Source organism: Allobosea sp. P1_A7, assembly GCF_056406775.1.
In genome coordinates this window covers 1-15,486 of sequence record NZ_JBFTZN010000137.1, presented here as the reverse complement: position 1 = coordinate 15,486, position 15,486 = coordinate 1, and the positions used below count along the sequence as shown (strand labels likewise).

General features: G+C 62.0%; 14 protein-coding genes and 1 pseudogene. 8 read left to right on the top strand and 7 right to left on the bottom strand.

What is annotated here, in order from left to right; translation table 11 throughout:
- On the bottom strand, nt 1–184 hold a 184-nt coding region (locus AC1D34_RS22160; RefSeq protein WP_476825344.1), incomplete at its 3' end, for a hypothetical protein.
- Between AC1D34_RS22160 and AC1D34_RS22155 the strand changes: the two genes are divergently transcribed.
- Nucleotides 168–818: a DUF7696 family protein gene (locus AC1D34_RS22155; protein WP_476825343.1), complete on the top strand. Its 651-nt coding sequence runs from the start codon at nt 168–170 to the stop codon at nt 816–818. The genes AC1D34_RS22160 and AC1D34_RS22155 overlap by 17 nt on opposite strands.
- Nucleotides 819–1,055: 237 nt before the next feature.
- Here AC1D34_RS22155 and AC1D34_RS22150 read toward each other — a convergent pair.
- Nucleotides 1,056–1,261 (bottom strand): annotated as a pseudogene (locus tag AC1D34_RS22150) (CsbD family protein).
- Between the two features lie 1,144 nt (nt 1,262–2,405).
- Between AC1D34_RS22150 and AC1D34_RS22145 the strand changes: the two are divergent.
- The 7 genes from AC1D34_RS22145 (at nt 2,406) to AC1D34_RS22115 (ending at nt 12,061) form a co-directional block, all read left to right on the top strand.
- Nucleotides 2,406–3,773: an NAD-dependent succinate-semialdehyde dehydrogenase gene (locus AC1D34_RS22145; RefSeq protein ID WP_476825342.1), complete on the top strand. Its 1,368-nt coding sequence runs from the start codon at nt 2,406–2,408 to the stop codon at nt 3,771–3,773.
- Between the two features lie 128 nt (nt 3,774–3,901).
- Nucleotides 3,902–4,483: a DNA-3-methyladenine glycosylase gene (locus tag AC1D34_RS22140; protein WP_476825341.1), complete on the top strand. Its 582-nt coding sequence runs from the start codon at nt 3,902–3,904 to the stop codon at nt 4,481–4,483.
- Between the two features lie 239 nt (nt 4,484–4,722).
- Nucleotides 4,723–4,920, top strand: a complete 198-nt coding sequence (locus AC1D34_RS22135) for a hypothetical protein (protein ID WP_476825340.1) — start codon at nt 4,723–4,725, stop codon at nt 4,918–4,920.
- Nucleotides 4,921–5,429: 509 nt separating this feature from the next.
- Complete coding sequence (gene ku / locus AC1D34_RS22130; protein ID WP_476825339.1) at nt 5,430–6,215, top strand: non-homologous end joining protein Ku; 786 nt, start codon at nt 5,430–5,432, stop codon at nt 6,213–6,215.
- A gap of 1,653 nt (nt 6,216–7,868) precedes the next feature.
- Nucleotides 7,869–8,828, top strand: coding sequence for an NAD(P)/FAD-dependent oxidoreductase (locus AC1D34_RS22125; protein WP_476825338.1), 960 nt, complete (start codon nt 7,869–7,871; stop codon nt 8,826–8,828).
- 1,008 nt (nt 8,829–9,836) lie between these two features.
- On the top strand, nt 9,837–10,388 hold the full coding sequence (locus AC1D34_RS22120) for a PRC-barrel domain-containing protein (RefSeq protein WP_476825337.1): 552 nt from the start codon (nt 9,837–9,839) through the stop codon (nt 10,386–10,388).
- Between the two features lie 1,331 nt (nt 10,389–11,719).
- A complete protein-coding gene (locus AC1D34_RS22115) occupies nt 11,720–12,061 on the top strand; it encodes a helix-turn-helix transcriptional regulator (protein ID WP_476825336.1) in 342 nt (113 codons plus the stop codon).
- 66 nt (nt 12,062–12,127) lie between these two features.
- Here AC1D34_RS22115 and AC1D34_RS22110 read toward each other — a convergent pair whose 3' ends face one another.
- The 5 genes from AC1D34_RS22110 to AC1D34_RS22090 form a co-directional block, all read right to left on the bottom strand.
- Nucleotides 12,128–12,376: a hypothetical protein gene (locus AC1D34_RS22110; RefSeq protein WP_476825335.1), complete on the bottom strand. Its 249-nt coding sequence runs from the start codon at nt 12,374–12,376 to the stop codon at nt 12,128–12,130.
- Nucleotides 12,377–12,512: 136 nt separating this feature from the next.
- Nucleotides 12,513–13,445, bottom strand: coding sequence for a non-homologous end-joining DNA ligase (ligD, locus tag AC1D34_RS22105; protein ID WP_476825334.1), 933 nt, complete (start codon nt 13,443–13,445; stop codon nt 12,513–12,515).
- A gap of 639 nt (nt 13,446–14,084) precedes the next feature.
- Nucleotides 14,085–14,288: a hypothetical protein gene (locus tag AC1D34_RS22100; protein WP_476825333.1), complete on the bottom strand. Its 204-nt coding sequence runs from the start codon at nt 14,286–14,288 to the stop codon at nt 14,085–14,087.
- A gap of 9 nt (nt 14,289–14,297) precedes the next feature.
- Complete coding sequence (locus AC1D34_RS22095; RefSeq protein WP_476825332.1) at nt 14,298–14,477, bottom strand: hypothetical protein; 180 nt, start codon at nt 14,475–14,477, stop codon at nt 14,298–14,300.
- Nucleotides 14,478–14,508: 31 nt separating this feature from the next.
- Nucleotides 14,509–15,024 (bottom strand): hypothetical protein, encoded by a 516-nt coding sequence (locus AC1D34_RS22090; RefSeq protein WP_476825331.1) that lies wholly within the window; start codon nt 15,022–15,024, stop codon nt 14,509–14,511.
- Nucleotides 15,025–15,486: the final 462 nt, after the last annotated feature.

The following is a 15,486-nucleotide window of genomic DNA, read 5'->3' as shown; positions in this document are numbered from 1 at the left end:
GTACTGCCAAATCGACGCTTGGGTCCGCCCTCCACAACTCGGCGATGATTGAGGCCAGACGCTCGCGTTGGACGGGCTCGCTGGGCGGGTCGACCCTTGCTGCAATCTCGCTCCAAGCTTCATCAAAAGCCGCGGCGATCCGAGCGAGTTCCTCTGGCGTGGCGACGATGGAACGGAACGGCATCGCAATCCCCCTGCGATGCGTCACAGTTTATAATCCATCAAAAGAACGCAAGGATKAATTGGCCAGCCCGGAGGCCCCGCCGATGGCAGCGGCGGGGCCCGAGTGCGGGCGGTGGAGAGTGGTGGCCCAGCACGCCAGAGAAAACAAACTTCCCCACCCTCGGCTGTTCCGTCGACGAGAGCATAGGAACGAAAAAGGGCCCGCAGTGTTGTCCGCACACAGCGAGCCAGTTCACCCCTCTTGGGCTATATATGAAACGCGCAGCGGTCCCTGCGGGTCCGGGCGCGAGCGAAATTGTTTCGTCGGCGCGGAACATGCGATCCGGTCCCGTGTTGAGCCGAACAAGCAGCGTTGGGGTGCCGCAATGAGCGCCACATCTGAACTCGATAGGCGGCCTGTAAACCACCGGAGATTCGCGACGGCCGGGCCCGTTCCTCGTATCGTGTGGTCCTATCTTTTCGGTCGGGAGGTTCTCTCCGATTCCGGGGAGTGGCGGCACGAATGCGAGGTCGAATATCTGCTCTCCCTCCCAGAGGCGAAGCGGGCCGAAATCCTCGATGGGGTCCCCGGCGCCATTGACCGCGAGACCAAGGCAGCAGGGGCATTCGCGGTGAGGGCGTGGTTGCTGCGCTGAAAATTCAGATCGAGCGCCTGCGACTCATCAAGATGAAGGGCTGAGTGTGGGCCCCGCCGCTCCGGGGGCTGCGAGGCCCGAGGCCGTGACCGCGCAATGGGTCACCGCACGGTCACGGAGAGATAACCGATTGCGCCGCCCCCCGTTTCCCCCGGTCGCTCGCTATTTCATTCACTCATCAGCTTTCACCTGCACACCCGCCGGCTTAAGCCGGCGGGGGCTTCTTCACTGCAATGGCTACTGCCAAGTCTGACGGCCATACCAGTCATCAACGTCCGACCGAACCTGATCCTTCGCGAGACCGTATCGCTCCTGGATTTTTCCCTCGAGCTGATCACGCTTTCCCGCGATCACGTCGAGGTCATCGTCAGTGAGTTTGCCCCACTGTTCCTTGACCTTGCCCTTGAGCTGCTTCAGTTTCCTTCGACGCGATTCCAATCCATGGGACCTCTCCGTTAGCGAAAATGGGATAGCTGGGGAACGCACGGACAGCGTTTTTGTTCAGATTCACCTCGGGGGCATCTGGTCCGTCGGTGACCACCCATTGCCGCTGCGATCGCTTCCCGCGCCCGTAAGCCCGAAATCCGAAGACCGTCCGCGCAACCCGTTCGAAGTTCGATTGTTATCGGTAGACGACCGCTGGAGGGAGGAGCCTTCATGGATCTCATCATCAAGCAAACGAGCGGGACAAGGTGGGACCTGATCGACTTGCTCGGCCGTGACGCGGGGCATGTCGAGCTGGCCTTGTCCGGAAGCTTCCGCGTAATCCCGTCGGGCCGAGGTTTGGGTACGATGGCAACACTCTCACCGGGGCCGTATTGCTCGTTAGACGCAGCGCTCGCGGCGATCGAGACTCATACGCGAGGCATGTGCAGACGGGAGCCAGAGGAGCGCGGACACCAGACGCCTATTGGCCCGGGCAATGAGGACGCCTGAGGGCTCTCACAGTTCGCCGGCGTAATCCACCTCCCGATGATCCTCGTGCGGGATGGAACTAGTCCAGCCCCTGAAGGCGGCGATCCTACGAGATGGAAGGAACCCCCTCGCCAACGCGACGTTCACCAATCACTGGCCGCAGAATCTCAGAGCCGACAGGCGGCTTTCGACGCGCGGCTCGATGAAAGTTCCTTCAGGGAGAAGATCATGGGCGGTCCGCTCGCCACAGTGAAGACAGCGCTCAGAGCCTACGTCGATAAGGTTCGCGGCGCGATCGAGCGCCTGATCGCAGAGGACTACAGCTTCACGAGCCCCATCGATAACGATCTCGACCGCCAATCCTATTTCGCGCGGTGCTGGCCAAACAGCGAAGTGTTGGTCGAGATGACCCTCGTCGCCGGTGGCGAAGCTGAGAGACCGCATGGGTCGTCTACGAGGCGGCAACGGTGCGGAAGCGCTTTCGCAACGCCGAGCTGCACGCCGTACGCGTTGGCCGGATCGTCAGGACGGAGGTCTACTTCGGCTGGAATCTGCCCATCCTGCCCGGCCAGGCGGCTTCGTCGAGAATGACGGTCGGGCCGCGCCGGAGCCTGAGTTCCGCCCGATCCGATTAGCGCGCGCCCCGACAAGCACACTTGCGAAGGAGCCAACATGTTTCGCAGCGTCAATCCTGCAACCGGCGACGAGATCGCCACCTATCCCGAACTGACCGCACCGGAGGTGGAGAGCAAGATCGTCAAKGCGGAGGCGGCCTTCCGGCACTGGCGTGCGAGGCCGATCGCGGAGCGCGCCGCATTGCTGGAGAAGATCGCCGAGCAATACGAGGCTAACAGCGAGAAACTTGCTGTGATGGCAGTCCGGGAAATGGGCAAGACCCATGCGTCGGCCATCGCCGAGGTGCAGAAGAGCGCCGCGGCCTTCCGTCACTACGCGCAGAACGGCCCCGCGATGCTTGAGCCGACCGAGATCGCTATGGCGAGCGGCGGCCGCGCAGAGGTGCGCTACCTGCCGCAGGGGCCTGTGTTGGCGATCATGCCTTGGAACTTCCCCTACTGGCAGGCCGTCCGCTTCCTTGCGCCAACGATCCTGGCGGGCAATGTCGGCTTGCTAAAGCATGCCAGCATCGTTCAGGGCGTCGCCGGGCTGATGGAGGAGATGGTGATCGCCGCCGGCGCACCCGACGGCGTGTTCCAGAATCTTGCCATCAAGTCCTCCGCCGTCGCCGGCCTCATTGCGGACAGGCGCATCGTCGCGGTTACGCTAACGGGCAGCGAGGCAGCCGGACGCGCAGTGGCCGAGCAGGCGGGCGCGGCGTTGAAGAAGGTCGTACTGGAACTCGGCGGTTCCGACCCCTTCATCGTCATGCCGTCGGCCGATCTCGACGCGGCGGTGAAACAAGCCGTGACGGCCCGCATCCAAAACAGTGGCCAGTCGTGCATTTGCGGCAAGCGGATGATCGTCCATGCCGACATCTACGAAACATTCCGGGAGAAGTTCTCTGCTGCGATGCAGGCCGTGAAGGCGGGGGACCCGATGGACGCGGCGTCAAACATGGGCCCGCTGTCGAGCTTGGAGCAACGCGAGACGGTCCTCGGCCAGCTCGCCGCGGCGAAGGCGGCGGGCGCCAAGCTTCTGTTCGGCGGCGAGGCGCTCCCCGGGAAAGGCGCCTATATGTCAGCCGGGATATTGGTCGACGTACCGCTCGATAGCGATCTCATGAGAGAGGAGATCTTCGGCCCCATTGCGATGTTGTGCARGGCTGAGGACATCGACGACGCGATCTGGATCGCGAATGCCATTCCCTATGGACTGGGCTCGTCGGTCTGGACGACTGATGTCGGCGAACAGGAGCGGTTCGTGCGCGAGATCGAGGCTGGCATGACTGCGATCAACCAGATGCTCGCCTCCTCGCCCGAGGTGCCGTTTGGCGGCATGAAGACGTCTGGTCACGGACGAGAACTCGGAGCTCACGGTCTTCACGAGTTCATGAACCTCAAATCCGTCATGCGCCCGAACTGAGCACACAGCGCTCTCATTATCGATGAGCATTCGGCGCGGGATCAATAGGTAAGGCCCGCTGTTCTCTTCTAACATTCCGGCGGCTGCCGCCGACGTACCAGTGATGAAAAGGGCCGTGACGAGTCCAGATGCCTCATTCGCCTGCCTCTTTCGAGTGCGCTGATGCCGTCGAGCTTGCGAAGGAGCTGATCGGAGCGCTGCTGCTTGTTGACGGTGTGGGTGGCACGATCGTCGAAACCGAGGCCTATCTTCGTGACGATCCCGCATCACACAGCTATCGCGGTCGCACTCCCGCCAACGCAACGATGTTTGGCAATTCTGGGCACGCCTATGTCTACCGCTCCTACGGCTTGCATTGGTGTTTCAACGTGGTTGCGGAGGGCCATGGCGCCGTTTTGATCCGGGCGATAGCCCCGGAGGTCGGCATCGATAAGATGATCATGCGGCGAGGGACGGAGAGAAATCTCTGCTCGGGACCCGGGCGGCTCGCAAGGGCGCTTGGAATAACCGATGTGCACAACGGCCTGAGTTTGGCGGAACCCCCTTTTTTCGTTGGAGCCCCCAGTGAACGACCGGCAATCGTGAGCGGCACTCGCATAGGCATTTCGAAAGCGCCCGAGCGGCCCTGGCGCTTCGGCCTGCGTGGTTCACGCTTCTGGAGCCGCCCCTTTACTCTACAGCAGCCTAGAAACCCCGGGAAAACCGACTAGAGGTGATGCCGGGACTGCCGAAAGCCCTTGGGTGGTGAAGAACTCTCGGTCAGGCGCATCCTGGGGAACATCGGGGCGAGCCAACCATCTCCCTTGCATGAGCATCTCGGCACATACTGTGGCGAGGGCTCTGGGAAACCATCGAAGGTCTGGAATATGGGCGCCCCATCCAACAATGATGCCAGCAAAACTGCGGAACGGGCTCATCGGCAGAGTGAAACGCCGGGGGGCGGGCGATAATGCCCCTGCGCGCGAAATACCAGAGCGGCCTTCCGGACAATGGACATTTTGCCAAGATCTTCAAAGAGCGCTTCGACATGCTACCGAGCGAGGTCCAGGAAATCGACGCACCGCTCCCGAAAATCCGAAATCAACCTTCCTCATTGCAGGATTACCTGCACGATCACGCCTCGAAATTTAAGCTGCCGAGCGATTAGAGCATCGAACCGAAAAGTGGAATCCGGTTTTCGGAAAAATCCGATGCTTAAACAAAGAGCTCGATCGCCGCTCCTGCGTCCGAATGGACGCACGGCGAATAGCCCGTGCGACGTCAGAGCGAGTGCCGGGAAACGGACAACCACCCGCGTACTGCCCTCCACTATGTAGCGGCCGCCACGGTCGCGCCGGACATCGAAAGCCGCGGCGTTATCCGTGACCTTCACCCCGTTGATTTGCGAAGCTGCGAGAGGACTTGCCCGTGGTGGGGTCGATGAATTCGCGGCGGAGCCGGTTCCCAGTCTTGCGATTGACCATGTTGAACGTGGTGCGTTCTGCGGTTGATGCAGCGATGTAGAGGCCACGGGCACGGTCAGAGTTCCGACTTGCAGCGTACCTTTCCATTGGGCTCGGGCTGTGGCCATGGAAACTCCGGCACGACGAACCTGACGCAACGCACAGGAACAGAAGACGTTCCAATGGATTGATCTGGTGTGGGGAGGGCCACAACATGGCTCCGAAATTCTGGACCGGATATCTGCGCCTTTCGCTGGTCACCTGTCCGGTTGCGCTTCAGCCAGCGATCACGGAGAGTGAAAAACTTCGATTTCACACACTCAATCGAGCCACAGGGCAGAGGGTCGTCAGGCGCTACCGAGATTCCGTGACAGGCGAGCCCGTCAAAGCCGAAGACGTGGCTAAAGGCTACGCGGTCGGGGAGGATCAGTTCGTCGTGTTAACCCACGATGATCTCGCCGCGGTCGAGCTCGAAAGCACGAGGACGATCGACGTTGATCTTTTTACAGAGCCCGCGTCGGTTCCATGGATCTATCTCGACAGCCCGTATTTCATGACGCCGAGCGATCCTGTCGGCGAGGAGGCCTTCGCGGTCATCCGGGAGGCCATGGTCGCAACGGATACCGTGGGCATATCGCGCGTGGTGCTCAACCGCAGGGAGCGGGCTGTGATGCTACAGCCTCAGGGAAAGGGCATCATCGCATGGACGCTCCGCTTTGGCGATGAAGTGCGCAAGCCCGGCCTATACTTTGGCGATATTCGATCGGCGGGCGAAGACCCCGCGTTGGCCAAACTGGTTGATAAGCTCGTCGTTCAAAAGACCGCGCACTGGTCGGCAGACTTCATGAGAGATCCGGTTCAGGAGCACCTCAAAAAGCTCATCGCTTCGAAGCAGAGCCGGAGCGTCAGGCGTGGCGCGGCAGAGCGGAAATCCAAGGGCAACGTCGTCAACATCATGGACGCATTGCGGGCGTCTCTGAAAGAGACGCTGGACGCCTAGAAGGGCGGGCGCAGCAAAAGGCGTTGAAAGGGCTCATCCCCAAGACCGCTTCAAAAGCGAGGGCCGCCCAAGGACCCCCGTGGACTGCGTTGGCCCCTTGGAACCTTGGAAAAGCCTAAGCGTTTTTGGTCGCGGTCGTCCGATCGCCAGCATCACGATGGCCTCCCTCCATCGATGGACCTTTCTATCTCCCCGAAGACCGCAATGAATGCTCGCGTGTGAAAGGGCCCAAGGTCGAAGGTGGGCATCGGCCCCTCACAACGAATTTCATCGTAGCCACTCATTTCTGCGATCCATCGAGTTCGACGACAAAGCGGGGATCGAACCTCGCATTCTCTCGATCGCMGTGAAGATTTGGATAGCCGGCCTGATTGGCCAGGACACGCGTTCTACCGACAGTGTAGTCGTGCGATCCATGGTCATGACCGTGAATCCAGAGCTCGGGTTGGTGATCCTCAATCAGCGCACTAAGGTCCGAAACGAAGGCCGGCGACAGCTTACTGCCCTGGTGCCTCGGCTGGACCGATTGGGGGTGCGGCGCGTGGTGCGTGACCACGACGGTCGGCCCCGCATTCGGCCTCGCTGGCTCGCTGCGAATGAATGCTAGGTGTGTAGTCCCGAAATCTGATGGTGCATCATCGATCCTGAGTCGTCAGGAGGATGGGATGCGTTCTTCATGGCAGCGCCCGCACGACGGCGCGTGTTCGAGCCGAGCTCCAGAGTGGAGGCACGACATAGCCATGTCGTCCTGCTTCAGGCTGCCGGTGCCGCCCTCACATCACCGGCGCGACAGAGCCAAGCGCTCGCGCGACGAGTGTAAGTGTGGGGACACGAACTGGCCGATTGGCGGCGCGGCGGAACTCGGCGAACGCGACACGCCGCTGATTCACTCCGGAGACTGCTTCGGCACGCTCCCAGGTGGGAGAACTGGGGTGGTCCCGGTGTCGGGGGCAGGTTTTTCGATCTCCTCGTCTCCGGATTTCGGCGGGGTGAGTAGGCCCTCGCAGCGCTCGAGATTGGGCGCGGGAGCGTTATTGTCGTGTTCGCCCCGAGCGACGCCCCTGTTGTCATTTGAATCAGGATGGCTGTCCGGCCGTACCTGACATGGAGCCGAAGAGCTGGAGTTTGGGGCTCGATCCGGCGTCTGGGCCATTGCGGGGATGAGGGCCAGCGTCTGCAACAGCAGTGCTGCCATGATGACGGGCGCCCGTACGAGAGAAGCTTGCCGGATCTCGCGTCTGGCTGCTGTCGCGCTAAGCCGATCCAGATGGGGCGCAGATATCCTTCGCTGGCGGTGAGGAATGCCGGCGGACATCAATGGGCGAGCCGGCTCCGGCCTCGGATTGCTCGGTATCGACTGTCGGCCATTGGGGAGCATCACCGTCATCAGTCCAAAACCGCTTTCCGTCATGCCGCCGCCAGGGCAGCTGCATACGTGAACAGGAGGCCGCGTCGATTGTTCCAGACTGAAAGCGAACGGGTGCTCCTGCCTCGAAGCGGTTCGGGGCGACCGCGGTATCGGGAACCCGATCCCTGCCTCTACGTTCCATCTGTTTATGCAGGAGCATCGAGCTTTCGTCGGCGGGCACGCGACGGTCTCGCGAGGAGCCCGAAACGCGATCGCAAACTGACCCGATAGCCAGGCAGGTGACGATGTCGGATTCCCTTGATGTCCTGATTGTCGGCGCAGGCCCGGCCGGGCTTTCCGCGGCCCTGATGCTGGGCCGCGCCCGCAGGCGCGTGCTTCTTGTCGATGCCGGCCAGCAGCGTAATCGCAGATCTCGTCGAATCGGCGACTTCCTGACACGGGATGGCTGCTCGCCTCGCGATTTGCTTCGGATTGCCAAGCAACAGCTTCGTGCTTACCCGACGCTGGACTTGCGAGACGGCGTGGAGATCGTTTCGGCAAGGCTCTGTGCTTCCGGCTTTCAGCTGCGCAGTAAAACGGGGGAGGTTTTCTTCGGCCGAAAGCTTCTGGTGGCGACGGGCGTGACCGATTCTCCGCCGCCGATCCCAGATGTGGAACGGTACTACGGACACGGTGTTCTGCACTGTCCCTATTGCGACGGCTACGAGCATCGCGACAAATCCATCGCCGTCTACGGTGGTTCGACGGAAGCCTTGGCGCTTGCCCTCGAGCTGACGGGCTGGACGTCCCGTCTCTGCCTGGTCAGCGATGGGCTCTGCCAGTTGCGCCCCGCCCAGCGGCGCCGGCTCTCCGCAAGCGGCATTATGTTGCGCGAGGAGCCTGTTACGGGGCTGAAAGGTCGTGGCACCCAGCTCCAGCGGATTCAATTCGCTGGCGGCGAGGACCTGGCCGTCGACGCGCTGTTCTTCCACTCCAAGGGGCAGGCGCGCCTCGAATTGGCGCGCGAGCTCGGCCTGGAGGCCGACCGCCGAAAGCCGTTGAAGACGGCGGGCTACGGCAAGACACGCATTCGGGGCCTTTATGTCGCCGGCGATGCCTCCGACCATGTGCAGCTCGCGATCGTGGCCGCGGGTGAGGGGGCGGCGGCCGCCTTCGCCATCAATACCGAGTTGCTCAAGGAAGATATCGCGGGTTCGCCCCGGCGCCGCCAAGCCGCTGCAGCGGACATGGCCTGCCAGGCCTGAAAACGGGTTTCTGCAATGACCTGGATGCTCCCGATCGGTCGGGCCGCGAGCGTCAGTATCGCTGATCGCCTCTATGTGTGATCTCCCGTTGCTCGGAAACGACGATACCGCGGCAGAGCGCGACGAGCTCTGGATCGGTCAGCGTGGCCTGCTCGCGCATAAGGATCGCGCCGGAATGAGGCGGGATCATCGAGCGCAGGATTCGGCATTGCCGAGGCTATCTCGGCGAGAAGATTGGTCAAATGCTACGAAGCCCTGAATGAGGTCCCAGCGGCGCGTTACTGGTACCGCAGAGCAGTGGAAGAGAACCCTCAAGTCAGAGTCTCGAGTGCCATCCGATCCCGGGGGATCGAGGAATTCAGCCGCATGGTCGATGACCGGACGTGAGCCGGAACTGTTCGTTGATTGCGGGGTTCGTCAGACTCAACAGGAGGACTACGGCTATGGCCAGGTGCGTCCAGTGTGGCAACGACTACGACAAGGCTTTCCAGGTGAGCCTCGGAGAAACAACCTACACATTCGATAGTTTCGAGTGCGCCATCCAGAAACTCGCTCCGATATGCCCACATTGCGGTGTCCGGATTATTGGGCATGGCGTCGAGCAGGGCGAGATCATTTACTGCTGTGTACATTGCGCCGAGGAGCAGGGAGCCGACGCTCTCACCGATCGCGCGCCTTAAGGCCGTCACCGGACGGACCTAAGATTGAGGAACGCTCCCTGGCGCGATCATTGGGGTGGTTTCGTGGTCGCAGGCGGCAATCTCAGCGATGATCGCCCTCGGAACAGCCGCATCGATAGGTTGCGCGACAGATCAGGACAGGAAGGTGAAAAGCCATTGGTGCGTCCGCCGTGGGTTGGCAACGTGCATCGAAGATTGCAATTCCCATCCGCGACGCGCGTGGAGCCCCTCCCGATTTGCCAACACTTCGCAATCGACCCCAGCGGGGCAAGGCCCAACGCCGAGTTGCAACAAATACGATCAGCGCGCGTTTCTTCGATGATGCTTCATGGCGCAGCAAGAGGAGGCCACGATGCTCAAACATTTGTCATTGACGCTTGCCTGTGCCGTGCTTGCCGGGGCAGCGGTCGCGCAGACAAGCTCGCCCCCCGCCTCGCCCACCGCTCCGCCAGCAGCGACAGAGAAGGCCGAACTCAACCTTTCGGGCCAAGGCAAGTGGCGCACATCGAAATTCATCGGCGTCGACATCTACGGGCCTGATGACAAGAAGGTCGGCGACGTGACGGAGGTCCTCATCAACAAGACCGGCAAAGTCGAAATGATCACGGTCGGCGTTGGCGGCTTTCTCGGCATTGGCTCAAAGGATGTAGCGATCCCGTTCGAACAAGTGACCTGGAGCGACCAGCCATTGCCGGCGGCCAATCCGCTTCCTCCTCCGCCTCCGCCAGCGAGTCCCGCACGAACGCCGGGAGCAGCATTGCCACCTCCCCCCGCTGCGGCCGTTCCTCGTCCGCCAGAGATGTATCCGGATCACGGAAAGATCAGCCTGACCAAAGAGCAACTACATGCCGCCCCGACAGTCACCTATAGCAGCCAGTAGCGCTCCCATCGTTCGGAGGCATTATCACTGCGGTTGATGGGGCACGGCCGAAGGGGGCGCTGCGCCGAGTTCGGTCACCGTGTGCGCGATGACCGCAACATTCTCGGGAAGACGACTCACGTCGTCGAGGCGGAAGGGATTTGACCTTCAGATAGCGCTCGACCACCCCAGCCTCAGCTATCGCGCTTGCGAGCAGAAAAACCGCGATGACTTTCACTATGGGTGACCGGGTGGACGTCCCCCGACGGCATCTGCGTGCCAGAGTGGTGGTGTTGAACATCACTCAAGGGAGGCGTCCGTGAGCAGATTACCACTATCGGTCTGGACATCGCCAAGAACGTTTCCAGGCGCACGGGGCGTCGGCAAGCGGTGGTGTCGTCGTTAGCAACAAGGTCGCCCTCTCTCGGCTGTTGGCCTTCTTCGCTTCCCTATGCCTGCACCGTTGCCATGGAGGCTTGCGGGATCATCGAAGCCAACACCACCCCCATCCATTGGCCGCACTGCACTTGTCAGGACTAATGGAATCGTGGGCAGCCAGTTCCTCGCAGCCCGCCTATACAGTCTACCGATCGGAACAGGCCCGCTGCTTTTCGAGGAGACCTTCGATTTGGAATGCGAGGACGGCGTTGCGATGATCGTCGTTGTCACGCAAGTCTCGAAGCGCCGATGGGTGTTTTTGGCCGGGAACCGGACAGGCAGACCCCGCGTGCTTACTTGTTCAACTGACATCGCTGCTATTTCTGTTCCGCCTCTTCCCGAATCCGCAGTGCCGGACGCAAAACGGCCGGCCAGCTCTTCAGACGGGTGCCGCGCCGCCGTCCAGCCTGTCGCCTGGCCTGGAACCGCGCCGGAAGACCTTGGGGCATGCGGCGTTGCCAAGGACCTGCGCTTCGAAGGATCGTGCTGGCACATCCCCACTCACCGATCTGGCCGTCTCCTTGTTGCCTGGCAAAGGAACACACCATTCGGCTCCAGAGTTTGAATTTTACGTGAGTCCATTGGGGGGCTGACGAGAACAGGACAGGTCTTGAAATGAAACAAGGGCAAAAGCCATGTCATCAAAGCTGGGAGGCCCCCCGTCGAACCTGCCTGACTGGACCGAGCCCCCAATTACCGCATTACCGAGCAACCAACGCACGGTCGCTTCAGACCTGCTAGGCCGCCTCGGATGCGGCTATCTCGTGGTTGAGGGCCACCGGATCATCGAGGCCAACACCGCCGCCAGCCTGATCCTTGGATGCAAGCGCGATTCAGGCCTGGATCTTCACCATCTCACGAGTGCGTTCCGCCGCCTGATCGAACGGGCCGCGCACCGTCCAAAGCTCGGACCGTTGAGCTGGATCGTCATCTGGAACGAGGATGATGCGCCGTTCATCCTGAATCAGGCTGCTGACGCCATACCGGCGGGCATCAACGTAGTCGTGCTGGTCGACCTCTACGCTCGCCTGCAGCCAAATCCGTTCATGCTTCGGCGCCTGTTCGGCCTCACTGCGGCCGAGACCCGCCTTGCTCTTCAATTGGCCCGCGGTGACAAGCCGGCCGATGTCGCCCGAAAGTCGGAGGTGAGCCGCCATACCATTCGCAGCCATCTCGCCGCGGTGTTCAGCAAAACCAATACCAGGCGTCAGGCGGAGTTGGTGACCTTGCTTACTCGGCTGGCGCTCCTGCCTTGAGAGGGCCCCGGCCATTCGGCCCGCCGTTCCGGGGGATGGTTCAGCGGGCGCCGGGCGCGGGCACGCTCAGTGCAGGCCCGGCGAAGCGGCCATTCCCATGTCTTTCTCCACGGCGATGAAGGCGTGCGCGAAGTCCTCGGTCGGGAACCGGATCAACAGGGCTGTATCACCTACACGGAGCGGCACCACCTCATAGGGGATTTCCCACTCGCTCAGCCAATCCTCCATTGCCTGGAGCCGAGACAGAAATCGCGGCGCGGTTAGTGGCATGACAACGTGATAAATCCACGTGTTTGAGGCATGGCTTTTGTCCATCCGCCTGATCCGAAGCAAATGAAGGCCCCGCCGCCTTCCAACGGCAGGGCCCCAGGCTGTGAGGGTTGCGGCCGTGGAGTTGTCAATCGCTCAACGCCCTCACGATCACCAAAACGGACGGTGGGCCAGAGTGTTCCTACTCGTCAAGGCGAAGAACGCCGTCGGCATCGGCAACGTCGCGCAGGCCCTTGTACGACGCGTGCCGAAGCTTCTGGTCCGTGGTCCAGGCGCGGAATTCGATCTCAGCCACCAGTGACGGCGTGACCCAGCGGGTCCCCTTTCTCGTCAATTTCAGCGCGGGCCTATCGATCAGGAGCGCGTCGAGCTGCTTGCGCAGCGCGGCCGCAGAGCGATCCGTGAACCCCGTCCCCACGCCGCCGACATAGGTCAGCCGGTTGTTCTTCCAGGCCGCGAGCAGCAGCCGCCCGATACCGCCCAACGCCGACGACGACGGCTCATAGCCGATGATGAAAAATCCTTCCGACTGGATGCACTTGATCTTGAGCCATTCGCCGCCCCGGCCGGATCGATACGGCACATTCCGGCGCTTCGCGATAATACCCTCGAGCCCCATCTCGCAGGCGACCGTGAGGAAGGCATCCCCATCCGCGTCCACCTCTTGGCTCATATTGATCCCGGGCCCGGCGCCGCTGATGATCTTGACGAGCCATTCCCGGCGCTCGTCCAGGCTGTTGCCCCGAAAGTCGACCCCATTGAGGTAGAGAAGATCGAACGCATACATCACCGCGAGGTCGGCTCTGCGCTTGCCGCCCCGCCCACCGAGCGCGTTCTGGAGAGCGGAGAAATCGGAAGCGCCTCGCTCGTCCAGCACAACCGCTTCCCCATCAAGGATAGCGCTCTCGACCGGCAGTGTCTTTGCTGCGGCGACAATCGTGGGGAAGCGATCGGTCCAGTCCTGCCCGCCGCGCGTGATGGCCCGCACTCGCCCATCGGGGTCAATGTGAATCGCCAGCCGGTAGCCATCCCATTTTACCTCGAAGGCCCATTGTTCGCCGCTGGGGGGCTTTGTGGCGAGCTTCGCCAGGCATGGCTCTATGCGTTCCGGCATCGAGGCGGAGAAGAAGCTTGCCTGCCGACGATCTATCGCCGGCGAGGTGACGGGTCCTCGCTGGACAGCCGACCCCGGGCCTGAACGCAAAACGCGACGCGCGCACACAACAACTACTCCACCACGCGCACGCAACGCCGCTCGGTCAGAAACGTTCCGATGCACAAATTTGTGGAGGAGAAAGCCCCGCCGGACGGCGGCTCCGACGGGGCGCGCGCAGCGCAAACGCCCTGCCCCTTGCACCATTACGAGGGAGAGAACCGATCGCGGTACGGGTCTGTTCGCCGGCCATCACAGCCATCTGAGCCCCGACGAGCGATTTCGCGAACGCAGCATGATCAGCTCATGCCCGCCGGCCCCCTGTCATCGCCGGGCCCGGCCATTGATCGTGTCATTGCCGCCCAGCCCGAGGATGTATCATTCCCCTGGTGCCGTTCAGCCGAGGCCGAGTGGACCATGAACAAGACCTTGTGCGGCCATTTACGCGGTGTCGGATTCTTCACCCGCGCGGGTATCGGCCTTGCCCGTGCGAATGCCCACGCTTCACAAAAGTTCGAGAGCGCATGATCGCCAGCGTAACGTTTTCGGCGTCGGTTTATGCCGGTTTTCGGTGTTTGCGAGGCGCCGCGGACCGGCGCCTCATGAATCCGATTTTGCGCCCTTCATCCGAGCCGAGCGGGAATGATGACTGTCTCGCTCGCCGCCGCCGCCCGAAACCGTACTGCGCCGCCGGAGGTCGGATTGGGCCGGCTTCTTGATTTCCAACGGAGCCTTGGCATTTTCGTGCGCCGAGCMCGGCCCGCCTTGCCGAATACTGGCGGGCGTCTTGGTCGAGGTGGACATCGCTTCCTCCTATCGATCCTGCTGGTAACCTTGGTTGGTTGTGTTCTGCCGAATATTGGCGTGCCGACCGGTCTTGTCGGAGCGTTCCTGGGACCGCTCCTTCGCCTGGTTGACCGGCTCCGTGGCGTTGCCGCCGGGGCCCTGGTCGCTGCGGTTTTCAGGGGGTACGGGTAAAGTCTTGTTGGTCATGTCGAAACTCCTCGCAAACGACGCACTCCCTTCAGGATACGACTTCGGAAAGATCAGACCGGCTGGGGTGCGGCACCTCATCGAAGCGTCTGCGGCCCTGTTCTTCCCGATCGATCGGGCGGCCGCTCGTCATGATGGCATCCGCGATCGCCGCAAGCCTGCCTGAGGTCTGAACGGCGACAAGCGTCTCGCCCCGCCTGACGGTTTCGGCAACGATGCCGGCTTCGCGATCGTCCAGCCCGGCACGCGTCAGCGCACCGATCAAGGTCCCTGCCGCGGCCCCACTGACGCCGCCCAGAGCGGTGCCCGCAATCAGCCAGCCTGCCGCAAGCACTGGGCCCACGCCAGGGATCGGTAAAGCAATCAAGGCGCCGAGCAAACCCGCTCCGCCTCCGATCACGCCCCCGGTCTCGGCCCCTTTCTCGATCGCGTCATGCGGGCCAATAATACTGATCTGGTCGGCGTCCAGGCCCGCAGCATCGAGTCCCCTCACGACGGAAGCAGCGTGATCGTAGCTGGGATAGGATTTGATGAGAGTGTCTGCCATGAATCGCTCCTTCGCTGGACCGTATTCATGACGAACCCGCGTTCCCCGGGCTTGTTCCCCTCCGCATCAGCTGCGCCCCGCGGCCTGCCGACGAACTATCGCCGGCGATTTGACGGCCCCTCGCTGGACAACCGAGCCTGAGCCCGAACGCAGAACACGACGCGCGCACACAACTGCTTACTCCGACACTCGACCTGACACTGAGGGGACGGGAATCGTTCCGGCCGCAGCACTCGCCCCTTCCGAGGAAGTGCAAAAATTAACATTCGATAAGGCTTCGCCAAAAGCAGGGTCATATCATTCCCCTCTGAAAACAGGGGTTGCCGTGATGTCGACCTTCAGCAGCGTAGTGTTTTTGCCCTGGTTTGGACCGGCTGATTATATCTGCCTTCGCCAGATGAAAGATGGCGATTATCTACCGCCCACATATCAAGACTGGCTGACGCGGGCAGTGGCCCAGGC